Source organism: Streptomyces sp. NPDC099050, from assembly GCF_044759865.1.
Classification (GTDB): domain Bacteria; phylum Actinomycetota; class Actinomycetes; order Streptomycetales; family Streptomycetaceae; genus Streptomyces.
This window is the reverse complement of record NZ_JBIWAE010000004.1, coordinates 104,515-125,506: the sequence shown is the minus strand read 5'-3', so window position 1 is coordinate 125,506 and position 20,992 is coordinate 104,515. Positions and strand designations below refer to the sequence as shown.

Here is a 20,992-nt window from a genome sequence, read left to right as displayed (position 1 = left end):
TCGGTTCGTCGTTCCAGGGGGGACGGAATGATCAGCAGTCACGAGGCGGCCGTGCACCGGCTGGTGGTGAGCGCGGACATCAGGGGGTCGGGGAGGCTGGACCAGCACGCCAAACTCCTGTCGAGGCGTGCGATGTACGAGGTCTTCGAGGCGGCCTTCGACGCGATCGGCGTGCCCATCGGACAGGTTCACGTCGAGGACCGCGGCGACGGGGTGCTGGCCGCGCTCGGCCCGGCCGTACCGCCCGCGGCTCTGGTGGGGGTGTGGCTCGAGGAGGTCCACCAGGGCCTGCGCGAGCACAACCGGGGGCGGCTGGAGCCGCTGCGGTTGCGCATCGCCATGCACAGCGGGCCCGTCAGCGACGACGGCCGGGGGCTGGTGGGGCGGACGGTGGATCTCACCTGCCGCCTGTGCGACAGCGAGCCCGCGCGGGAGGTACTGGCCGCGGACGAAACGATCGGGCTGGTCTTCGTGGTGTCGGACGTGCTGTACCGCACGGTGGTCGCCGAGGGCGGCCGGTTCGTCGAGCCCGAGTGTTACGCGCCGTATCCGGTGCACTTCAAGGAGACCGACGAGACGGCCTGGTTCCACGTGCCCCGGCGGACCCGGCCGCCCCTGCCGGAGCGGGGCCGATCACGGCAAGACGGGGACGGGGACGCGGACGGGGACGGGGACGGGGATGGGCGGGCCGCGGACCGACCGACCGGGGCACGGAGGTCCGGGGAACGGAGGTCCGGGGCACGGCGGACCGGGGCACGGAGCGACGGCGCGCGGTCCGTGGCGCCGACGCCCGCGAAGTACTCGATCACCGTGCACGGATCCAACCAGATCGTGGACGGCGCGGAGGTGCACGGGAACATCACCGGAGTGAGCCTCACGCGCGACGAGGACGGCGACGCGGAGCGGGGAGGCGGAGATGGGTGAGCAAGGCGGCGCCGGAGGCGGCGCACAGGGCGGCGGGAAGGCGGCCGGCGGGGGTGGCGCGGGGGGTGCCCGTGGGGGACCGGGCGCGGGGGGCGCCGGTGGCGGCGACGGCCGAGACTTCGGCGCCGCCCGCAGCGGCCCGTTCGGCAACAGGGTCGGCGACGGGGGCTACGACGCCGCGCAGCAGGCACGCGCCCACTTCTTCGACGTGCGGGGCCGCAACGCCGTCGTCGACGGCGCGCAGGGCGACGTCCACCTGGGCGACCACCACCACTACCACGGCGGCCGGGCCGCGGCCGACCGGCTGGTCACAGGACCCGTACACCGCGACGAACTCCGGCGCCTGCGGCGGGTGTTCGAGGAGCCGCCGGGCTACGGCGCGGCGCGGACCCGGCTGGAAGGGCAGCGGCTGATCGCGCTGTGCGGCGACCCGGGCAGCGGACGCACGTACACGGCGCTGTCCCTGCTCGACGAGGTCACGCGCGGCCGCATCGAGCGGCTGGACCCGCGCACCGAGCTGCACCGCATCGACGGATCCGACCTCCAGGCGGAACACGGCTACCTGGTGGAGATCACCGGGGAGGGCATGTTCCTCCCCGGGCAGCGTCCAGCGGACGAGGACAGGCACGAGGACAGCTACGGGGGCCGGTACGAGGGCCGGTACGGGGACCGGGTCCGGTTCGCCGAACCCCCGGCCGAACTGCACCTGGACCGGCTGAGTTCGCTGCTGGAGCGGCACGGCGCGTACGCGATCCTGGTGGTCGAGGCGGGCGGCTTCGCGGACGAGCTGCTGCGCGGGCGGTACGGCACGCTGTTCCGGCCGCCCTCGGCCGACGGCATGCTGCGCAAGCACCTGGTGGCCCTGCTGGGGCACGGCGAGGCGGAGCGGCTGGCGGCGGCGCTGGCGCTGGCGGAGCGGGCGGACACGGTGGCGGCCCTCGGCCTGGACCAACTGCGGCCCCACGAGGTCGAGTCACTGGCCCGGCTCCTCGTCGACCACCTCGCGGGGAAGCTGGCCGAAGAGGAACTGCTGGCCGAGCTGCGGACCTTCGCCGTGCGGCAGGCGGAGGCCTGGCTCGCCGCGCCCGGTCGGGTGCCGCCCCGCAACCGGGCGGCGGTGGCCGCGGCGACGCGGCTCGCGGCCTTCCGGACCACGGTCGCGGTGTTCAGTGGTTCCCCGTACAGCGTGGCCGCGGAAGCCGCCGAGGGGCTGGCCTGGGAGTTCGAGGTGACCATGGATCCGGCGCGGGCCCCGGGCCGGGCGTTGTTCCACGAGCACCAGGACGCCCGGCTCGCGGCCTCGCGCGCCGAACTGTTCACGGAGGACGTCAACTTCGGCAGCCGCGCCCTGGGCGTGCGCAAGGTGCGCCTCCAGGGCCGGGCGCTGCCCTGGGCGGTGCTGTCCCGCGCCTGGGAGGGCTACCCCAACGTGCGCGGGCCCCTGGGGCGTTGGCTGCGGACGCTGTGTGACGACGGCCGGCCCGTGGCGTGGGTGCCCGCCGCGCTCACCGTCGGGGCGCTGTGCCCGCGCGACCTGACCTTCCTGTTCCAGGAGGTGGTGTTGCCGATGGCGTCCTCGGACTCCACCGCCCAGCACCTGGCCGCGGCGACGGCACTGGCCTACGCCGCGGCCCTGGACGAGCGGGTCCGGCCCATCGTGCGCGACACCGTGTGGGCATGGGCCCGGGACGAGGACGACGCCGGACTGCGCAACACGGCCGCCCTGGTGCACGGTTACGGCACCGTGGAGCGGTCCGTCTCCGCCTCCCTCGACGAACTGGGCCTGCTGGCCGGGCACGACGACGAGGAGCTGCTGACGCACGCCTCGTACAGCGTGGCGCGGCTCGTCGTCGGCTCCCACGGGTCGAAGGCACTCGCCCGGCTGGGCAGCTGGCTGGGTGACCGCCGCCGGAGCCGCCACGACCTGGCCCTGTTCACCGTGGACCGGCTGCTCTGGCAGCAGCCGTCCGCCCTCTGGGGCCTGGAGGACGTCCCCTGGCTCGCGCAGCACCAGGGCCGGCCGGTGGCGGCGGGACTGCTCACCGCCAGGCCGGAGACCGCGCCCATGCTGGCGGACCTGGTGTGGGCCGGACTGGACACCGCCCGCTGGCGGGAGGAGGTGGAGAGCTCCCTCGCCGATTGGATACGCCTCGCCGACGAGGACCCCGGGCTGCTGGACGTCCTGTGCGGCTTCCTCCCGCACCTGGTGAGCTCCCCGGAGGACATCGAGCGGCTGCGGAACCTGGTACGGCGCCTGGAGCGCGATCCCGACGAGTCCGTGACCGGGGCCACCACGCGGCGGCTGCACGACGCCGTGCCGCGGACCGTGATCATCCCGCCGGGTGCGTCCGGCGCCACGAGCTGAGAAGACGGAGCGATGACATGACCTACCCCGTGCACGTCGGCCCACCCGGAACCCCCGGCCCGCGCAGTCGGGCCGCCTCCGCCGCACCCGTCGCGCCGCCCGTGCCCCCGGTCCGCCCCTGGGACGCGCGGCCGCCCCATCCGGCCGCCGTGTCCCCCCGGATGGCGGCCGAGCTCCAGGCGGCCGCGCAGGCCCTGGCCGGCCCCCTCATCCGTGAATACCGTCCCACCTGGCCGTACCGGCACCGCAGCGCCCAGTACGTGGCCGTGCTCTACTACCGCAGCCGGCCGCCGCGGGCGGTGGGGCCCGAGGGTGGCGAAACCTTCCTGCTGCGCTGGTTCACCCGCCCGTACACCGCGTTCGAACTCCAGCTGGGCTGGCACACCGTCTCGTTCCAGGTCCAGCTCCCGGCCTCGGAGCGAGGCCGGTCCTTCCCCGCCGACGTGGCGGTCCGGTGGCGGGTGGGGGACCCCTGCGCGGTTGCCCGCAGCCAGGTCACCGACGTGGGCGTCCTGCTGGTGCCGGAACTGGAGCAGCGGCTGCGCGACGTATCGCGCACCTACTCGATCAACCACGCCGAGGAGGTCCGCGACGCCGTGAACCATGCGCTGTCCGGGCACGACCTCGGCGTGCGCTTCGGTCTGGAGCTGGACGTGTTCGTGACGATCCAGGCGGACCGGCTGATCCGGGAGCACGGCGCGCAGGTCGGCGAGGTCCTCAACCAGACGGCCGTGGAGCAGTTCCGCCAGCGGCTGCGGGAGATCCGGGACGACAACGAGCGCCTCCTCATCGAGCGCTGGGCGGAGAGCTTCCAGCGCGCCTTGGAGAAGGGCGACGACGCCGTGATGGCGCAGATGATGGCCCGCGACCCGCGGGACGTGAAGGAGATCCGCAAGCTGTTCCGCAGTGAGCACCGCGAGGAACGCCAGGACGGCATGGAACTCATGACCCGGCTGATCGACGGCGGGCTGCTGGAGCGCTGGGAGCTGGGCGAACAGGCCATGGTCGTCGTGGAGTTCCTACGGTCGGGCGCCCGCCGGGTGGCCTCCGAACCGCTGCCGGAGCTGTCGGACGAACGCCGGCGCAGGCGCGCCCTGTTCTGGGAGCGCGAGCCGGACCAGGGCTCGGCCGATCCGTCCGCCGAGGCCGCACCGGCGTCCCGGGCTGCCAAGGACGGGCCCGCCGAGAGCTCCGGAAGGGACGCCGACCGGTGACGACCGCCCGGCCCCAGGAGGGCGCCCCGCTGTCCGAGCCGGGCGCCCGGCTGGTCGCGGAGCGGCTGCTCGCCGCGGTGCGCGAGGAGATCGCGCGGGCCGACGCCAAGGCTTCGATCCTCCTGTCGGGGGCCGTCGCCCTGCCCGCGCTCCTCCTGGCCGCCGGCCACGGCCGCCTGGGCTCCGGCCCGGCGGCCCTGGCCGGAGCCGCCGCGTGGCTGGGGGGCATCGCGATGCTGACGCTGGTGGTCCTGCCGCGCACCGGGGCGGGCCGCCGGCGGCCCGGCGGCGCGGCGGGCCCCTCCGTCGCCACCTTGCAGGGCGGCACCGACTCCGCCGAGTTGGCGGCCGCGGTGGTCACGGCCGGCGCCGACCCGGGGCGCTGGCTCCTGGAACAGTGCTGCGTCCTCGGGCCGATCCTGGCGGTCAAGTACCGCTGGATGCGCGGCGCGGTGTGCTGCCTGCTCCTGGGCGCCACCGCGCTCGCGACGCACCTGTGGTGAGACCCGCCCCACCCCCGCCCCGCGGGCGCGTCTGGGGCTTCGCGGACGGCGCAGTCCTGCCGTGGCGTCGACGGCGTGTGCAGCGGCGGGCCTCAAGGTCGGCATCGGGCGCGAGGTGACAGAGCCCGGCCGGGGTGTCTGTGGACCGGCCGGGCTCTGCGTACGGGGACGAGTGGTGCTCTGGTCAGAGCGTCTCGTCGTGCAGGTCCTCTTCGCGCAGCAGGTCGTCCTCGCGACGACGCGTAGCCTCTTCCTTGCCCGGCTTCTGGACCGGCTTCTGTCCCTGCTCGCGGGACGGCTTGCCCGGCTGGGGCTGCGCAGGGTCTCCGGGGCGACGGTGCTCCTGCGGTTCGCGGCCCTTGCCCGGCTCCTGATGCTTGTCCTGCGTACCGCCCATGACGGCGACTCCTCTTGATGCGTGGGGTACGGATTCCTCTCGGATCACGCTGACACGCAGCGTGACGGTCTGCATCAGGTCGACTGCGAAGCGAGGCACACGGGTGACGCCCGACCCTCGATGTGGCGGGGTCGGAAGGCGGGCCGTCCCTTCAGGTCCGAGGATGGGCACGATCCCCACCCCACCCGCTGTAAGGAGCCCGCACCATGCTGGAGCGCACGCTGCGCAAGAACCGCACGGAAGTCACCTTCGTCCTGCCCGCCGACACCCCACCCGGCCCCGTCAGCGTGGTGGGCGACTTCAACGACTGGCAGCCCGGTGCCCACACCCTGCGGCCCCGCAAAGACGGGAGGCGGGCCGTCACGGTCGAGCTGCCGAGCAAGAGCACGCATTCCTTCCGGTACCTGGCCGCCGGGGATTACTGGTTCAACGACGAGAGCGCGGGCGACCAGGACGGCCCCAACAGCCGCCTGCACACCTGATCGGCCCAACCCGGCATGACCGGGCACGGCTCGTCACGTCGACCGATGCCGTCCCGTCAGGGATTCGGGCCGCGGGGTAGGACCGTGCCGGTCAGCCGGACGGCACCCGGTTCGAGGGACTCGCAGGGCCTGGCACGCGCAGCACGGCGATCGCGGACGTCGGGAACTTCGTACCGGCCGGCGCGGGGACCGCAGCCGCGTCATGGCGTCGACCGGTGCTGGTGCCCCACCTCGCGCGCGAGGTCGAGCCCGAGGATCCGGTCGAGGAAGGCGAACGTTTCGAATTTGGCACCGGCCGGCACATCGGCGCGCCCGGCCACGCTGCGCAGCAGGTCCAGGACGACGGGGACGCCGAGATCATCGGCGAGCGTGGCCTGGGCCTGCCGCAGCACGTCGGCGGGGATCGGCCTGGAGGGCTCCTGTGCCCAGTCGGCCACCTGCTGCCGCCAGTGCCCCAGCGTCCGCCGGGCCTCGGCAAGCCCTGCGCCGGTGACCGTGACCGGCGTGCGGTGGGCGTGCCCGAGCAACAGCAGCCTGACAGCCAGCGGATCGGTCCCCGCCGGGGCGAGCCCGTCCAGAGGGCCCGGGGCGAGGAGGGGGGCACCGTGCGAGACATCCCTGTCCGGGGGTGCCGCGCTGACCTGGCCCACGTCGACGTGGACCCCGCCGATCCCGTCCTGAGTGGCAGCGCCATGGGCGAGAAGGTGCACGTCGGCAGCGGCGCACAGTGCCGCGGTCACCTCGTGCGCACCGACGGTGGCGGGCGGGTGGATGCCGAGAGCGGCCATGGCGCGATCGAGCGCCTGGCCTTGCTCGTGCGGCAGGTCCGGTGTGATGAGGACCGTGAGGGCCTGCAGACCACGCAGCTCCGCGGTGCGCGCCAGCACGTCACCGACCAGGGGCGCCCGCAGGTCCACCGCGCCGACCCGGGCGCCGATGGCCGGCAGGTGGACACAGATGCGCAGCAGGTGGCCGTGTTCGGAGGGAATCTCAACGAAGCGGCCGGTCCGGGTGTCGGCAATGCTCAGCATGATGCGAAGGCTAGTCCTGAAAACCTCCGGTACCGGGGAGGACCTGAGTAGAACGCCGACGTTGCCGCCGCGCCGGCCTGCGGAAGGCGCAGCGGCAATCGCATCCTGCTGCCGCTACGGCGGCATCCTGCGGACGAGGCTCACCACCAGGCGCCGGCGGACAGCGGTCCGACCGGCAGCCTGGCGAGGGAGCCGATGTCGGATGCGCGCGCCCCGCCTTCGCTCTCCCAGGCGTCTTCGCGGTTCCGGAGGTCGGGCCTTCGGCCGATGACGGCTTCGGCGGCGATCAATGCGCGGGCGGTCAGGACGCTGCCGGGGACGGCGGCGGCGGCCATCAGGCGGGCCGCGGCGGCGGGTGCGGTCTGGGGCGGGACGACGAGGAGGTCCCAGCGGCCGACGGTGTAGGAGAGCAGGATCAGCTTGTCGGGATCCTGTTCGGTGAACCAGCCTACGTGCACGGCGTGCCCGGCGACGGGGACCTTGTGCGGGATGACGGGCCATCGGGTGGGGTTCACGGTGACGCGGGTGATGCGCCCCCAGGGCTCGGCCAAGGCGGCTACGAGAACGGGGAGTTCGGCTTCGAGGTCACGGGAGCGGGGCCACCAGGCGCCGTCCAGCTGCCCGGCCAGGGCGGTCTTGGGCGCGAATACGAGGCGAGCGGCCCGAGGAGGCGCGGCAGTGGGTGACGCGGCAGGTGTGCTGCGTTCCAGGATGACGGTCATGGTGGAGACCTGTCCCCGGGCCGCCCGCAGTTCGACGGTCCGGTGTATTGATCGCCGGAAATGACACCTGAGTTGCATCCGATGCGCGAAATACTCCCGGTACCTCCATTCTACTCCGGTGCGGAGATCAGAAGGGGTTCTGACCAGGTGTTTCCGTTGAGGCGGAGGCTCTACGCTCCGGCCGTCCGCGCGACCGACGTGGTCAGCGCGCAGTTGACGTCGGCCACGCCTTCCACGGCGCGTGCGAGACGTGCTGCCACCGGGATGAGCGAGGCGTCGAGGATGCCGCCGGAGGGGGTGACCACGCCGGTGGTGGACATCGACTGGTGCCGTGGGGGTGGTGCTGGGTGCTCGGCCACACCATCGACGGCACCCAGGCCGAATACGTCCGGGTGCCGTTTGCCGACCTTTCCGTGCACCCGCTGCCGAGCACGGTCGACAGCGCCGACGCCGTCCTGCTCGCGGACATCTTCCCCACCGCCTACGAGGTGGGAGTGCTGAACGGCAGCGTGCGGCCCGGGGACACCGTCGTCGTGGTCGGCGCCGGCCCCGTAGGACTCGCGGCCATCGCCACGGCACGGTTGTACTCGCCGGCCCGCGTCATCGCCGTCGATCTGGCGCCGTCACGGCTGGCGGCGGCGCGCGAGTTGGGGGCGGACGCGGTCGTGAACGCCGCCGAGGAACCGGAAATGCTCGTGGGTGACCTGACCGACGGTCTCGGCGCGGATGTGGTCATGGAGGCCGTCGGCGTGCCGGAGACCTTCGAGATGTGCACCCGCATGGTTCGCCCGGGCGGCCGGGTCGCGAACATCGGCGTCCACGGCAAGCCCGCGACCCTGCACCTCGAAGACCTGTGGATCAAGGACGTCACCATCACCACCGGGCTCGTGGACACCTCCTCCACGCCGATGCTGCTGCGCATGCTGGCGGCCGGCCGGTTGCCGGCCTCGTCGCTGATCACCCATCGTTTCGAACTGGGACAGATGGAAGAGGCGTACGAAGTGTTCTCCCGTGCCGGTGAGACGGGCGCGCTGAAGGTCGTACTGGGCGGGCCGCGCCACGACGACCTGGCCGTATCGAACCCGTCGCGCGTCCAGAAGACGTGACGGCCCCGGTGCTGACGCTGGGGCCGGTCGGCCCCCTCTTCTGTCCCTGTCGGCCCTTCCGTCTGCAGGGCGCCGCACGGGTGTGACCGGGTGCGGCGGGCCTGCCTGTCTTCCATGGTCGCGCGGTGCGGGTGGGGCGGGCAGGGGCCGAAGGGTCCACATCTCGCGTCAGCGGGGAGCGTCTTCGGTGCCGCGGTCCGGCGGAGCGGTGCGGGTGTCGTGGGAGGGGGCCGTGAGCCGGTCGATGACCGCGACCACGCCGTCCAACTGCCCGGCGAGCCGGAGCGCGACGGGAATCTGGCTGCTCCTGGGCAGTCGGCCGTCCAAGGTGACGACCCCGTCCACGACGCGCACGCTCACGGCATCGGCATCGATGCCCATCGTGTCCGCCAGCACGTCCTCGACCAGCACCCGGTGTATCTCGTGGTCGGGGCGCAGGAACACCCGGAGCAGGTCCCGGCGGGTCACGATGCCGACCAGCCGGTCCTCCTCGTCGACGACCGGCAGCCGCGTCACCCCGCGTCGGGTGATGAGGCGGGCGGCCTCAGTGACGGTCTGTTCGGCATGGATGGTGACGGCCGGCGCGGTCATCAAGTCTTGAGCGGTGAGGTGGTCCTGGACGAGCAGATCGGTCCGCGAAATGACCCCGAGGACACGCTCGTCCGCGTCCAGAACGGGCATGCCGCTGATGTCGTGTTCGACGAGCAGCGCGGCCACGTCCGCGGACGGAGTCCTCCCGAGGACCGAGACGACCTCGTCGGTCATCAGGAAGCCGACCTTGGCGTGCTTCATCTGTGGCCCTCCTGTCGGCTTCAGTCAGCGAGCGCGTCGTGCGGAGCGCCCTCACCAGCCACCATCCGCCGCGTCCGCCCGCGGTGCGAGGGCCGAACGGGTCCTGTGCCAGGACTGACCGGTCCCCAGCGGTTGCATGCCATCTCGGTGTGGCAGCCACCCGTCTTGTCCGTCCAGAATTGCCTTCCAGAGTTGTCCTTCCAGCACGAGAAGGCTGCTGTGGAGGCCCAGCGCCGCATGCCGATCGGGACGGCCGCGGGCCGGGCGCAGGAGGACTAGGCTGAAGTCCGGGCGGGTACGCGGAGCCCTTCGACGCCGCCGGAGGTGTCCATGGCCGGGGACGATCGAGACGCGTCGGCGAGCCGGGTTCCGCAGCCGGGGCTGGACGCCCTCCAGGCGCAGATCACTGACGCGCGGGACACCCGTGACCGGCTGACGGGCCTGCTGGAGGCGGTCATGTCGCTGGGGCAGGGGCCGGACCTGGCCCAGGTGCTGCGCGGCATCGTGGAGGCCGCGGTGGTCCTCGTGGACGCGGAGTACGGTGCGCTGGGCGTGGTGGGGGACGACGAGAAACTCGCCGAGTTCCTCCCGGTGGGCATCAGCGACCGGCTCCGGGCGCGGATCGGGGCCCTGCCCACCGGACACGGACTGCTGGGCGAGCTGATCAGGCACCCGCGGCCACTGCGCCTGGGAGACCTCTCGGAGCACGCGGCCTCCGCCGGGTTTCCGGAGCACCACCCGCCGATGCGTTCCTTCCTCGGCGTGCCGATCCGGGTCCGGGACGAGGTGTTCGGCAACCTCTACCTGACGGAGAAGCGGGGCGGAAAGGGCTTCGACGCGGAGGACGAGGGGGTCTTGTCCACCCTCGCGGTCGCCGCCGGCGTCGCCGTGGACAACGCCCGTCTGTACGAGGAGGTCCGGCTCCGGGAGCGCTGGCTGGCGGCCAGCTCCGATTTCACGAGCGCGCTGCTGTCCGGCTCCTCCGAGATCGAGGTGCTGGAAGGCATGCTGGAGCGGGCCCGGGACATCATCTCGGCCGAGATGTGCGTCTTCTACCAGGTGGGGCCCGGCGGCGAGCTGCGCGGCTCCCTGGCCCTGGGGGAGGGCGCCGAAGCGCACCGCGGGATCGTGCTACCCGGCAGCGAGGGGATCCTGGCCGCCGTCATCCTGGCACGGGACGGACTGATCACCTTGGCCGATATGGCCACCGATGCCCGGGCCGCGGCGCAGCCGGACACGTGGACGGGCTTCGGGCCGGCCGTGGCCGTCACGGTGGGCACGAGGGCGAAGCTGCGGGGAGTGCTGATGCTGGCACGGCGTACGGGGCGGCCGGCGTTCGCCGCGGCCGAGGTCGCGCCCCTGCCCGGCTTCGCGGGTCAGGCCGCCCTGGCGCTGGAGCTGGCCGACCGGCGCCGGGACAGCGAGCAGGTGAGCCTGCTGGCGGACCGCGACCGGATCGCCCGGGATCTGCACGATCTCGCGATCCAGCGGCTCTTCGCCACGGGCATGACCTTGCAGAGCGCGCAGCGCTTCGTGGAGCACCCCGAGGCGTCCGAGCGGCTGAGCCGGTCGATCGACGACCTGGACGAGACGATCAAGATCATCCGTTCGACGATCTTCGGACTCCGCGACCACGAAGGGGCGGGCAGTGCCCCGAGACTCCGGGTCCGCGCGGTGCGGGCCGTGGGTGAGGCGGCGGCGCTGCTCGGTTTCGCGCCCGCTCTGCGGATGGAGGGGCTGATCGACACCGATGTTCCGGTGCCGGTCGCCGACGACGTGGTAGCCGTGCTCGGAGAGGCCCTGACCAACGTGGCCCGCCATGCGGGAGCGGCGCGGGCGGAGGTCGCGATCGTCCTGGCGGAAGGCGTGCTGGCCGTGACGGTGAGCGACGACGGTGTGGGCATCACGGAAGGTGGCCGTCGGAGCGGTCTGCGCAACCTCGCGGAGCGCGCCGAGGCCCGCGGCGGAGGGCTGTCCGTCTCGCCGGGCCCGGATGGTGGTGGAACCCGTCTGGAATGGCGGATCCCGATCAGACCTAGACCTGCCCGGTGAATTCGGGCCTTGGGCCCTAGCGGCCGGTCTCGTCGTGCTCGCGCACCTCGGCGGCGATGACGGCTGCCTGCACGCGGCGTTCGACGCCCAGCTTGGCTAGCAGCCGCGAGATGTGGTTCTTGACCGTCTTCTCGGACAGGAAGAGCCGTTTTCCGATCTGACGGTTGGTGAGGCCCTCGCCGATCAGTTCGAGTACGGCTCGCTCGCGCTCGGAGAGCACCGTCAGCCGCTCGTCCCCGGGCGGCTTCCCGGCGGTCGGATCCCGGAGCGAACTCATCAGACGGGCCGTCGTCGCGGGGTCGAGCATCGACTGGCCCGTCGCCACCGTCCGAATGGCGGCGACCAGGTCCGAACCCTTGATCTGCTTCAGTACGTACCCGGCCGCGCCCGCCATGATGGCGTCGAGCAGGGCGTCCTCGTCGTCGAAGGACGTCAGCATGAGGCAGGCGAGGTCCGGCATGCGCGAGCGCAGCTCGCGGCAGACGCTGATGCCGTCGCTGTCGGGCAGCCGGACGTCGAGTACGGCTACGTCGGGCCGCAGCGCCGGCCCGCGGGCCAGGGCCTGTGCGGCCGTGCCCGCCTCGCCCACCACCTCGATGTCCGGCTCGGAGCCCAGCAGGTCGTGCAGTCCGCGCCGGACGACCTCGTGATCGTCGAGGAGGAACACCCGGATGGGCGCCGGGGCGGCAGCTGGTGCATCGGACATCCACGCCACACCCTCGGGTCGGGATACGTCTCGGGACGATTGTCTCAGATGCGGCTTCCGCTGCCGTGGGGTGCGTACAGGTCGAGGAGCCGGATCCGGGCGGAGACGAGCCGGTGGGCGAGCACCTGGCCCACCCATTGCCACATCGAGGAGGTGAGCGCGGGATCGGAGTCCATCAGCTCGCGCACGGCGGCGGCGTCGAACTCGTCCGTGCGCACCGGCGTCATGGCCTCGGCGCCGAAGTGCCAGGTGTGGGGAGGGAACAGCCACGACCAGCCGACGAGCTCGCCGGGACCGACCGTCTCGACCACCGCCGCCTGCCTGCCGGGTACGTGCACGTCCATGCCGACGCTGCCCGACCGCACGACCCAGAACCGGCCGGCGTGCCCGCCCTGGTTGAACAGGCGGGCGCCGGCGTCGAAGTTCGCCTCGTGGGCCAGGGCCAGCAGGCTGGCGCGGTGCTCCGGGGAGAGGGCGTGGTCGAAGCGGTTGGGGGAGGAGGTGAGCCGGTGGGACGAAGAGGTGCTCATGGCGGTTCTCCGTTCGGGTGCGCCTCCCACCCTCCGCCGGTGGCGGCGTGCCCGGAAAGGGCCGTTCGGTACCCTCCCCGGCCCGGACGGCCCACCCGTACCGTTCCGGGCGGGACGATCAGTAGGGCCAGGACCAGCCGGCTACCTCCGGCAGGTCGGTTCCGTGGGCGCGGATCCAGTCGTGGTGGCGGATCCGCTCGTCGCACATGTTCTGGCGCAGGGCGGCCGCGCGACCGGCGAGTCCGGGGCTCGGTGTCGGTCATGCCGTGCGGGTGTTCCTCGTGGGGCATCAGCCGGGCGATGTCGACGACGCTGACGACCCGGCCGGCCGGCGAGGGGAGGTGCTCGCGGAGCAGGGCCGAGACGGCCAGGGCCTCCATGGCGGGCACGTCGCCGGCGCAGGCGAGCACGGCGTCCGGCTCGCGGGAGCCGTGACCGGTCCCCGCCCACTCCCAGACTCCGGCGCCGCGCGCCACCGTGTCACGGGTGCCCGTCCCGATACGGGAGATCGAGCCAGTCTCCTTCACGCTCTGCCGCCGGGGGCACCGAGGTGTCCGAGTCCGACTGCTCCACGGCAGGTTCGGCATCACCGTGCCGGAATCCCGCCACGGTCCTCTGGCCCTGATGCCGCCCGGCGAACGGTGGCCCCCTCAGGCTGCGCGGAGTGTTTCGCGGTCACGGTCACCAGGTGATGGGTTGCGCTCCGCGCTCCGGCGGGATCAGACGGGAGTCGTCCGTGCGGGCGGTGAGCTCGTCCACCACGGCGACGACGCCGTCCAGTCGTGCGGTGAGCCGCAGAGCGAGGGGGATCTGGCTCTGCCGTTCCAGCCGGCCCGCGAGGGTCACGACACCGTCCAGGACGTGGATGTCCACCGCCCCGGTGGGCGCCCCGACGCTGTCGGACAGCACGTCGTCGCTCACCTGCCGCCGTATCTCGGCATCGGGGCGAAGGAAGACGCGCAGGAGGTCACGCCGGGTGACGATGCCGACGAGACGCTCTTGCGCGTCGGTGACCGGAAGACGCTGCAGGCCCAGGCGCGTCATGAGCTGCCCGGCCTCCGAGACGGTCTCCTGAGCATGGACCGTGACAGCGGGAGCCGACATGATGTCCGCGGCCGTCAGGGCCTTGCGGGCGAGCAGATCGCTCTCGGAGACGACGCCGACCACCCGGTCGTCCTCGTCCACGACGGGCAGTCCGGTGATGTCGTAGTCGGCGAGGAGCTTGGCGATCTCCCTGAACGTCGCCGAACGGTCCACCGAGACGACATCTGCCGTCATCACCTCACCGACCTGGGTGTGCTTCACGAGCGGACCTCCTGTACGTCGTCATGCAGGGGCGCAGAGGGCTGGTGTGCACCACCCCCGTACAGGGCCACCATCCGCCCCGCCGACGCCCGTATCGAGGGCCGAACGGTCCCGTACGAGGGCCGACCGGGTCCGTCCGCGGAGGCTCGTGCAGGTTCCCGGAGCCGGGGAGGGACCAGTCGGCCCTTGCCCTGGCCCCTATGGCCCTGGCCCCCATGGCCCTCGCCGACCACCGGCGCGCGATGCCGGCGTGAGAGGGCAGGCACCGCAGCGCACCCGTACCCAGCCTCCACCGGGCCGCCGGCGTCCACGACACGATCGTCGTCGGCAACCGCGGCCTCACGCTGGGCGGTGGCGTCCGGGCCGCGGCGAGAGGCCGGCGGGGCGGCTCATCGGGGAGGATGGGCCGTCCCCACCGGCTGTCAGGGGCCGTTCGGAGCAGGGGCGCTCACATGCGCAGCAGCCTCAAGGTGATCTCCCGGTACTGGCGCAGGGCGAGGCGCAGCTCTTCCGTGCCGGCTTCGGGGCCGAGGTCCCGGTGGGCGGAGTCGATGACGCGCCGGCGCTCCACGAGTGCGGCCGTCACGCGGCTGGTGGCGTCGGCGAAGGCGGTGTCGGCTTCGTCGACCGCTTCGCGCGGGCTCCGGACGAACGTGCCGAGGGCGTGCTGGAGGCGCAGGGTCAGCCGGTCCCGGTCGCTCTGCGCGAGCAGTGACACGTAGACCGGGATGTCCGCGCGGGTCTCGGACGGTCCCTCGGGAGGCAGGGGGCGGGAAGCCGGGCCCCCGCGGCGATCGTACCGCCCGGGGAGCGGGACGGGCGGCGGGAGTTGCCGTGCGCGTTCCTGGTCGTACATCATCGCGTGCCGCCTTCCCCGGCGTGGTGACGCTGCGGACGGTGTCGGCCCGAGTCGGCCGGATGCGGTGCGACCAGCGCGTCGAAGAGCTCTCCCGCCCCGGTCATGGCCCTGCGGTTCTCCTCCGTGCTGACACGGCCGTGGGCGGCTCCGTGCAGGCCGCGGTAGCCGTCGACGTGCTGCGCGTGGTGGACGGAGAGCGCGGCGAGCCGCTCTTCGAACGGGCCGTCGGCCGGGAAGCCCCGGTCCGAGGTCAGTCGGGCCAGCAGTGCGTCGGCCTCGGCGACCGACTCCTGTGGGGAGTCGACGAACCGCCTCTGGATCCCGGCCCATTGGGCCGCGTACTGCTCCCGGGAGGCCGGCGAGAGCGGCCGTTCCCTGACGGAGCCGTGCTGCTTCAGGCGTTTGCCGAGCTCTCGGTCCGCGGCCTTGGTGTCACCTTCGTGGCGGGTCACGAGGCGTTCGTACTCGGGGCCGAAGCGCCGTTTCAGACCGCGCCCGAAGCGGTGGTGGCCGAGCGCGGCCAGGAGGACGGCCGTCACGGCGACGAGGGCCGCGGCGACGAGGGCCGCGGCGACGAGGGCCGCGATGATGATCACGGACCTGGACATGGCGGCACCCAGCCGTTCCCGGTTCGTAAGTCGTTGTGCTGCATACTCGTCGACTCTCCTCACTCGATGGCGCGTTGGTGCCGGCGCAGGAGGAGAACGATCCGGAAGAGCTCGGCCGGGACCTGCACAGCGGACACAGGGGTGGTGCCTGCGTTCCGCGGGGTCCGGGCGAAGCGGAGGGTGGAAGGCCTGGCTCCGGAGCTGTCCGGGGCGCCACGGCCCAACGCCTTCCACGTCAGTCAACGCCGGACGGTGGCGGCTGTCAATGGGGCCCTACGACTGTCGCCGAGGCCACGGCGACCACCGAGGCTACGACGACTACCGGGACCAGCAGCGCCGCTGGGACCGCTGGGACCGCCGCTACGCCCGTCAGCACCGCGGCCGCCGGAGCCGTACCGGGGGTCGTGAGGAACCGTGCTGACGGTCAGGTGACCAGCCCGGCGAGGGGTTCGGTTCCGTCGACGAAGGCGCCGGCCAGGTCGGACAGCCGCCGGTTGTGCGCGCGGGCGTAGCCGCGCAGCGCGCTGAAGGCCTCCTCCATGCCGATGCCCTGGCGTTCGGCGAGCTTGCCCTTGGCCTGCTCGATCAGCACGCGACTGTTCAACGCCGTCTGCAACTGCTCGTTGAGCACCGTGCTCTCCTGGGAGGAGCGCTGCTGCAGGAGGCTGATGGTGGCGACGTCGGCCAGGGCCTGGGCGATGGGCGTGGCGGCCGGATCGAAGGGCCCGGGGAGGGCACGGAACAGGTTCAGCGCTCCGACCACATCGTCCCGCAGGCGCATCGGCAGGGCCTGGACCGCCGAGTACCCGCTGTGGCGGGCCTGCGCGGTGAAGCGCGGCCAGCGGGCGGATTCGGTGCTCAGGTCCGTGATGGTGACGGGTACGCCGGTGTGGAAGCACTCCAGGCACGGGCCTTCGTCGTTCTGGAGCTGGAACAGTTCGAGCGTGCGCACGCGCTCGTCGGAGGCGGCCATCACGCGGAGTTCACCGTTGCGGTCCGCGAGGAGTACGCCGGCCGCGTTCACATCGAGCATGCCGACGCATCTGTCGGTCAGCATGCGCAGGAAGTCGATCAGGTCGAAGTCCGCGACCAGGTTGTCCGCCAGTTCCACGAATGCCTTGGCAAGGAGCTGCTCATTCATCGTGTACACCTTCTGTTGTCAGGCATCGTCGGGGGCGCTCCGGTCCTGGTCCTCGTCCTTGGCCGCGTCCGCGTCCTCGTCCGGACCGAACCGGAGTCGGCGGGCCACCAGGTCGGCCGCCACCTCGGCGAGCCGCCGCTCGTGGGAGTAGGCGTAGGCGCGCAGGCGGACGAACGCTTCCTCGATGCGCACGCCGAGCATGCCGGTGGCCTGGTCGATCTCGGCCCGGTAGCCGCCGAGGTCCTCGAGCGATCCGTCGGCCCGGTCGATCCGGGCTCCGAGGAGCACGAGCGTGGCGGTGTCGGCGAACACCATGGCATCGGCCAGTTCCGCGGGGTCCAGCTCCACCGGCACGTCGGAGTACAGGTCCAGGACTCCGGGACTGATCGCACCGATCCGCAAGGGGAACGCGAACACCGCCACCGCACCGGCGGTGACGGCTTCCACGGCGAACACGGGCCATCGCAGCCGTTCCCCGGCGGCCCGCAGGTCGGGCGCCAGGACGGCCGACCCGAGGGCGAAGGCATCCACACAGGGGCCCTCGCCCAGCGTGATCTGGAGTTCCTCGACCCGCTCGCTCAACGGGCCGGTGGAGTACAGCGGATGGCCGGTCGCGGCCTTGGACATGGCCGATACTCCCGCCCCGTCTACCGGGAGCGCGGCCACCGCGGCGGTGCACACGTCCGCCACCGCGCTCCGTGCGCCGCGCCGGGCCGCCTGCTCGGCCACCAGTACCCGGATCCTGGCCGCCCGGCCACCCGTCACAACTCCGGCCGCCGGTTGCCGGCGGGGAGACCCGGGCCGGACGCGGCGGCCGGCGCCCTCCCGAGGGGCAGCACCAGCGCCCGGAGCAGCGCCGTGCCGGGCGGCCGGTGGACTTCGCCGACCTCCTGCCAGCCCCAGGACCGGAAGGCCGCCAGGGTCCTGACGTCCGACCGGGGCACCAGGGTGGCGCCGAGCGAGGCGCGATGGTCGTCCAGCAGCCGCTCCTGCAGCCGCCGGCCGAGCACGAGGCTCTGTTCGTGCGGGGCGACCACGACTTCGGTGATGGCGAAGACGTGCCCGGAGGCGGTGAGTTGTTCGATGTCACGGGGAAGGGGTCCGAGCAGCCCTCGCCACCAGGAGCCGTCGCGCCGCAGTGGGAAGCCGAAGACGCAGCCGAACAGGGTGGCCCGCTCCGCGACCAGCATGGCGAATCCGGGCCGCCGGACATCGCCCGTGAGGCGGTGCAGGAAGGCTTCCCGGCCGCTGTGGGCCGTACCCGCCGCCGGGTGGGAGGACTCCACGTACAGGTCCGCCACGTCTTCCTTCAGCCCCTCGGCCTGCCACCGGTTCAGCCGGCGCAGCCGGATCGCGGTCATGTCCTCCGGGCCGAACGACCCCCCGCGGCGGCCGCTCTGCGCGCGCCCCGGCGGCGAGGTGTCCGTCACAGCACACCGCCCAGGGCGGCGGGGAGGGTGGGAGCGGGACGGTCACCGAGCAGGAAACCGGAACGGGTGATGTCGATCATCCGGAGCAGTACGGGCGGCGGGTGGTGCAGGCGCAGGGTTCCTCCGGCCGCCGTGATGCGCCACCACGAGGCCAGGAGGACGCCCAGGCACCGGCCGTCGCAGAAGGTGACGGCGGACAGGTCGACGTCGATGGTGCGGACGCCGTCGTGCAGGCATTGCGCCAGGGCGGTGCGCAGCGAGTGGACGGTGGCCACGTCTATCTCTCCGGTCGGAGAGATCAGCACCCGGCCGCTCTCGTGGTGCGGGTGGGCCTTCGGATTGGGGACACGCATGATGGGGTGCCTCGGTTCGGACCAGCCGGGCAGACCCTTCGGCGCCGAATTCCCGGCCCCTCCGGGCACGTCCCGGTGCGGACGTACGCGCGGTGGGCGGGGCCGGTCCGGCAGCCTGCGTTCCAGGATGGGGGACGGGCCACGCCCTCGGACGCGCCGGGGCGGACGGACCGCGGTCCGTGCCGCGACGCGGAAATCTGTGGCAGGCAACGCGCCGTCGGGGTCTGGAACGGGGACGCTCTGTCCGCAGCATAGCCCGGCGCCCGCCTGGAACGCCTGTTCCGGCGTGGCCCGCGACGCCGCCTTCGCGCACTGCGAAGCCGAGGGCTACCGGAGCATGCTGGACGGCGCGGCCCGGGGCGAGACTCCCGAAGTGTGCCGGGCACTGGAGTTGCTGACCCTCCACCACGGCCTCGGCCTGCTGGCCCGGCACGGCGACTGGTACCTGGCCGAACAGCTCATCACCCCAGCCCAGTGGCGCCTCGTACACGCCGGGATCGAGGAGGCGGACCAGGAACTGGCCCGGTACGGAACCGCTCTCGTGGACGCGTTCGGTCTCGACGGCGACTTCCTGCAGGTGCCGATCGCCCATGACGGCGGCGAGGATCCGAGCCCGGAGCGGGACGCCCGGCCGGGCGCCGCGCAGGAGCGTGTGCCGTGCTGAAGCCCTACGTGTGGCCGATGCACATCGGCGGCGCCGACGCGGCCGGTGACCACTGGACGTACCCCGTGCACGCCGACCTGGCCATCGGAGATCCCCGTGCCGCCGGACAGGCCGCCGGCGAAGCCCGCGAGGGGAGGACCGGGGAAGGCGTCATCGCGCAGATCGCGTTGGCCGAACCCCGCCATCTCGCTGAGGCCTCCGCGGCCGCGGCCGCGGCCTTCCCGGCCTGGCGGGCCGTCCCGCTGCGCGACCGGCTGGCCATCGGCGCCGACATCCACCGGCGGATCGTGCGCCAACGCGACGAGCTCATCGCGATGATGATCGCCGACGGCTATCCCGACCGGGTGGCCCAGTGGTCCGCCGCCGGCATCGAACACATCCTCAGCCCCGCGTACCTGGCGCGCGGCGCCGCCGAACTGCACCGTCAGGAGACCGTCGGCGACCGCCAGGTGATCCTGCGCCGCCTCCCCGACGGTGTGGTCGCCTTCCACCCGCCCCGGAACGCGGCCGCCACCCTCTCCTGTCTCGCGATCCCCATGATGCTGGCCGGCAACACCCTCGTGATGCGAGCTCCCCACGCGGTTCCGAGTGGAGTGATGTACCTCTTCCGGGAGATCGTGCTGCCCGCCCTGGAGGACGGCGGAGCCCCACCCGGTGTCTGCAACCTGGTGTGCGGCGGCGCCCAACAGACCCTCCAGGCCTGGCTGGACGACCCGCTGATCGACGACATCGCCTTCGTCGGCTCCTCCGGCCTCGGCATCGAGATCGGCAACGAGTGCTTCCGGCGGGGCAAGAAGCCACTGCTGGAGCTGGCCGGCAACGACGGCTTCGTGGTCTGGGAGGACGCGGACCTCGACCAGGCCGCACACGCCGCCGCCGAGAGCTTCCTTGCCTCCACGCAGATCTGCATGGTCCCCAAGTACGTCATCGTCCACCCTGCCGTCGCGGACGGGTTCCTACGGCGCCTGGCCGATCTGGCCGACCGGCTGCGCCCCGGGCTGCCCTCCGACCCCGGCGCCGTACTCGCACCGGTGGCCAAGGCCAAGGACTTCCTGGCCATGATCGCGGCGTGCCGGGCCGCTGACGCCACCGTGATCACCGGTGGCGGGCTCCTGGACCTTGCCGGGCGGCCCAGCAGCCACGGCCCGTTCGCCCAGCCCACCGTCGTACGGGTCGACGGCCTGGCCCGGGCCGACCGGCTTCCCGCCGTGACGGAGGAGACCTTCTTCCCGCTGCTGCCCGTGGTCGTCCCCACGGCTGCCGAGACCGGCCCCGACCTGCTCGACCGGATCGTCGGCCTGCTCAACCGCAACCGCTACGGGCTGCGCAATTCCCTGTGGACCGCATCCCCCACCACCATCGACCGGTTCCTCGGCGCGGTGACCAACGGCGGCATCATCAAGATCAACGACACCCACGCGGGCACCACCCCGTACGCCCCCACCCACGGCGGCACCGGCCTGTCCGGAGGCCCCCACGGAGAGGCGTACTTCCCCCTGCTGCGAGCCACCCACCTCCAGGCCGTCTCCATCGGCACCGGGATCGACGTCGCCGCCGCCCTCATCACCGTCAAGTGACGGTCCGTCTGGGCTGCGGGTCGGCCGCGGCCCGGAGGAGAGGCCCGGAGGTGAGGACCCGTGCCGGCCACCGTGGGGAGTAGCTGACCAGCAGGTTCGTAGCCATGGCCGCCGGGCGTACGACTGCCCGTACTGGCCTGGCCGTCCAGCAGCCAGGGCGGGGCGTCCACGCGGGCGACTCGGCAGGCAGTGGCAGGCGCCCGGCGTTCCGTGATCCGCCTGACCGAGGTC

The 20,992-nt window shown here is 72.9% G+C and carries 22 protein-coding genes and 2 pseudogenes; 9 read left to right on the top strand and 15 right to left on the bottom strand.

Annotated features, from left to right (window positions below):
* The first annotated feature begins 27 nt into the window (after positions 1-27).
* The 4 genes from ACIQV3_RS08615 to ACIQV3_RS08600 are packed head-to-tail and all read left to right on the top strand — an operon-like array spanning position 28 to position 5,006.
* The gene (locus ACIQV3_RS08615) at positions 28-924 is read left to right on the top strand and encodes a hypothetical protein (protein WP_403711098.1); all 897 of its coding nucleotides are present in this window, start codon (positions 28-30) and stop codon (positions 922-924) included.
* The gene (locus ACIQV3_RS08610; protein ID WP_403711096.1) at positions 917-3,289 is read left to right on the top strand and encodes a hypothetical protein; all 2,373 of its coding nucleotides are present in this window, start codon (positions 917-919) and stop codon (positions 3,287-3,289) included. The genes ACIQV3_RS08615 and ACIQV3_RS08610 overlap by 8 nt, the downstream gene beginning before the upstream one ends.
* Before the next feature lie 17 nt (positions 3,290-3,306).
* The gene (locus tag ACIQV3_RS08605) at positions 3,307-4,503 is read left to right on the top strand and encodes a hypothetical protein (protein WP_403711094.1); all 1,197 of its coding nucleotides are present in this window, start codon (positions 3,307-3,309) and stop codon (positions 4,501-4,503) included.
* Complete coding sequence (locus tag ACIQV3_RS08600) at positions 4,500-5,006, top strand: Pycsar system effector family protein (RefSeq protein WP_403711092.1); 507 nt, start codon at positions 4,500-4,502, stop codon at positions 5,004-5,006. Before ACIQV3_RS08605 ends, ACIQV3_RS08600 begins: the two co-directional genes overlap by 4 nt.
* Positions 5,007-5,190: 184 nt before the next feature.
* Here the strand turns inward: ACIQV3_RS08600 and ACIQV3_RS08595 are convergent, their stop codons facing one another.
* Positions 5,191-5,403 (bottom strand): hypothetical protein, encoded by a 213-nt coding sequence (locus ACIQV3_RS08595; protein WP_403708529.1) that lies wholly within the window; start codon positions 5,401-5,403, stop codon positions 5,191-5,193.
* 206 nt (positions 5,404-5,609) lie between these two features.
* Between ACIQV3_RS08595 and ACIQV3_RS08590 the strand changes: the two genes are divergently transcribed.
* On the top strand, positions 5,610-5,885 hold the full coding sequence (locus tag ACIQV3_RS08590; protein ID WP_403711090.1) for an isoamylase early set domain-containing protein: 276 nt from the start codon (positions 5,610-5,612) through the stop codon (positions 5,883-5,885).
* 200 nt (positions 5,886-6,085) lie between these two features.
* Here ACIQV3_RS08590 and ACIQV3_RS08585 read toward each other — a convergent pair whose 3' ends face one another.
* The 3 genes from ACIQV3_RS08585 to ACIQV3_RS08575 all read right to left on the bottom strand — a co-directional run bounded on the left by ACIQV3_RS08585 (position 6,086) and on the right by ACIQV3_RS08575 (position 7,958).
* Positions 6,086-6,916: a hypothetical protein gene (locus ACIQV3_RS08585; RefSeq protein WP_403711089.1), complete on the bottom strand. Its 831-nt coding sequence runs from the start codon at positions 6,914-6,916 to the stop codon at positions 6,086-6,088.
* A 140-nt stretch (positions 6,917-7,056) separates the two neighbouring features.
* Complete coding sequence (locus ACIQV3_RS08580) at positions 7,057-7,638, bottom strand: DUF5994 family protein (RefSeq protein WP_403711087.1); 582 nt, start codon at positions 7,636-7,638, stop codon at positions 7,057-7,059.
* 170 nt (positions 7,639-7,808) lie between these two features.
* The gene (locus ACIQV3_RS08575; protein ID WP_403711085.1) at positions 7,809-7,958 is read right to left on the bottom strand and encodes a hypothetical protein; all 150 of its coding nucleotides are present in this window, start codon (positions 7,956-7,958) and stop codon (positions 7,809-7,811) included.
* A gap of 7 nt (positions 7,959-7,965) precedes the next feature.
* On the opposite strand from ACIQV3_RS08575, the pseudogene ACIQV3_RS08570 reads away from it, so the two are divergent.
* A pseudogene (locus ACIQV3_RS08570) lies at positions 7,966-8,744 on the top strand (zinc-binding dehydrogenase); the annotation flags it as partial.
* Positions 8,745-8,912: 168 nt separating this feature from the next.
* Here the strand turns inward: ACIQV3_RS08570 and ACIQV3_RS08565 are convergent.
* The gene (locus tag ACIQV3_RS08565) at positions 8,913-9,536 is read right to left on the bottom strand and encodes a CBS domain-containing protein (RefSeq protein ID WP_403711083.1); all 624 of its coding nucleotides are present in this window, start codon (positions 9,534-9,536) and stop codon (positions 8,913-8,915) included.
* A gap of 330 nt (positions 9,537-9,866) precedes the next feature.
* Here ACIQV3_RS08565 and ACIQV3_RS08560 point away from each other — a divergent pair, with 330 nt between their 5' ends.
* The gene (locus ACIQV3_RS08560; protein WP_403711081.1) at positions 9,867-11,588 is read left to right on the top strand and encodes a GAF domain-containing protein; all 1,722 of its coding nucleotides are present in this window, start codon (positions 9,867-9,869) and stop codon (positions 11,586-11,588) included.
* Between the two features lie 16 nt (positions 11,589-11,604).
* Here ACIQV3_RS08560 and ACIQV3_RS08555 read toward each other — a convergent pair whose 3' ends face one another.
* From ACIQV3_RS08555 to ACIQV3_RS08510, 10 genes and pseudogenes are all read right to left on the bottom strand, one after another.
* Positions 11,605-12,294: a response regulator gene (locus ACIQV3_RS08555; RefSeq protein ID WP_403711079.1), complete on the bottom strand. Its 690-nt coding sequence runs from the start codon at positions 12,292-12,294 to the stop codon at positions 11,605-11,607.
* Between the two features lie 44 nt (positions 12,295-12,338).
* Positions 12,339-12,824 (bottom strand): Crp/Fnr family transcriptional regulator, encoded by a 486-nt coding sequence (locus ACIQV3_RS08550; RefSeq protein WP_403711077.1) that lies wholly within the window; start codon positions 12,822-12,824, stop codon positions 12,339-12,341.
* Positions 12,825-12,942: 118 nt separating this feature from the next.
* A pseudogene (locus ACIQV3_RS08545) lies at positions 12,943-13,297 on the bottom strand (phosphoketolase); the annotation flags it as partial.
* Between the two features lie 208 nt (positions 13,298-13,505).
* On the bottom strand, positions 13,506-14,129 hold the full coding sequence (locus tag ACIQV3_RS08540) for a CBS domain-containing protein (RefSeq protein ID WP_403711075.1): 624 nt from the start codon (positions 14,127-14,129) through the stop codon (positions 13,506-13,508).
* A gap of 448 nt (positions 14,130-14,577) precedes the next feature.
* A complete protein-coding gene (locus ACIQV3_RS08535; RefSeq protein WP_403711073.1) occupies positions 14,578-14,988 on the bottom strand; it encodes a hypothetical protein in 411 nt (136 codons plus the stop codon).
* On the bottom strand, positions 14,985-15,596 hold the full coding sequence (locus tag ACIQV3_RS08530; protein WP_403711071.1) for a hypothetical protein: 612 nt from the start codon (positions 15,594-15,596) through the stop codon (positions 14,985-14,987). Before ACIQV3_RS08530 ends, ACIQV3_RS08535 begins: the two co-directional genes overlap by 4 nt.
* 424 nt (positions 15,597-16,020) lie before the next feature.
* Positions 16,021-16,737, bottom strand: coding sequence for a GAF and ANTAR domain-containing protein (locus ACIQV3_RS08525; RefSeq protein WP_403711069.1), 717 nt, complete (start codon positions 16,735-16,737; stop codon positions 16,021-16,023).
* Between the two features lie 18 nt (positions 16,738-16,755).
* Positions 16,756-17,466 (bottom strand): GAF and ANTAR domain-containing protein, encoded by a 711-nt coding sequence (locus tag ACIQV3_RS08520; protein ID WP_403711067.1) that lies wholly within the window; start codon positions 17,464-17,466, stop codon positions 16,756-16,758.
* Positions 17,467-17,498: 32 nt separating this feature from the next.
* A complete protein-coding gene (locus ACIQV3_RS08515; RefSeq protein WP_403711065.1) occupies positions 17,499-18,098 on the bottom strand; it encodes a hypothetical protein in 600 nt (199 codons plus the stop codon).
* A 65-nt stretch (positions 18,099-18,163) separates the two neighbouring features.
* Positions 18,164-18,520, bottom strand: coding sequence for an STAS domain-containing protein (locus ACIQV3_RS08510; protein WP_403711063.1), 357 nt, complete (start codon positions 18,518-18,520; stop codon positions 18,164-18,166).
* On the opposite strand from ACIQV3_RS08510, the gene ACIQV3_RS08505 reads away from it, so the two are divergent.
* Both ACIQV3_RS08505 and ACIQV3_RS08500 read left to right on the top strand, forming a co-directional pair.
* Positions 18,519-19,184, top strand: a complete 666-nt coding sequence (locus tag ACIQV3_RS08505) for an acyl-CoA dehydrogenase (RefSeq protein WP_403711061.1) — start codon at positions 18,519-18,521, stop codon at positions 19,182-19,184. The genes ACIQV3_RS08510 and ACIQV3_RS08505 overlap by 2 nt on opposite strands.
* Positions 19,178-20,761, top strand: a complete 1,584-nt coding sequence (locus ACIQV3_RS08500) for an aldehyde dehydrogenase family protein (protein WP_403711059.1) — start codon at positions 19,178-19,180, stop codon at positions 20,759-20,761. The genes ACIQV3_RS08505 and ACIQV3_RS08500 overlap by 7 nt, the downstream gene beginning before the upstream one ends.
* The last annotated feature ends 231 nt before the right edge of the window (positions 20,762-20,992 follow it).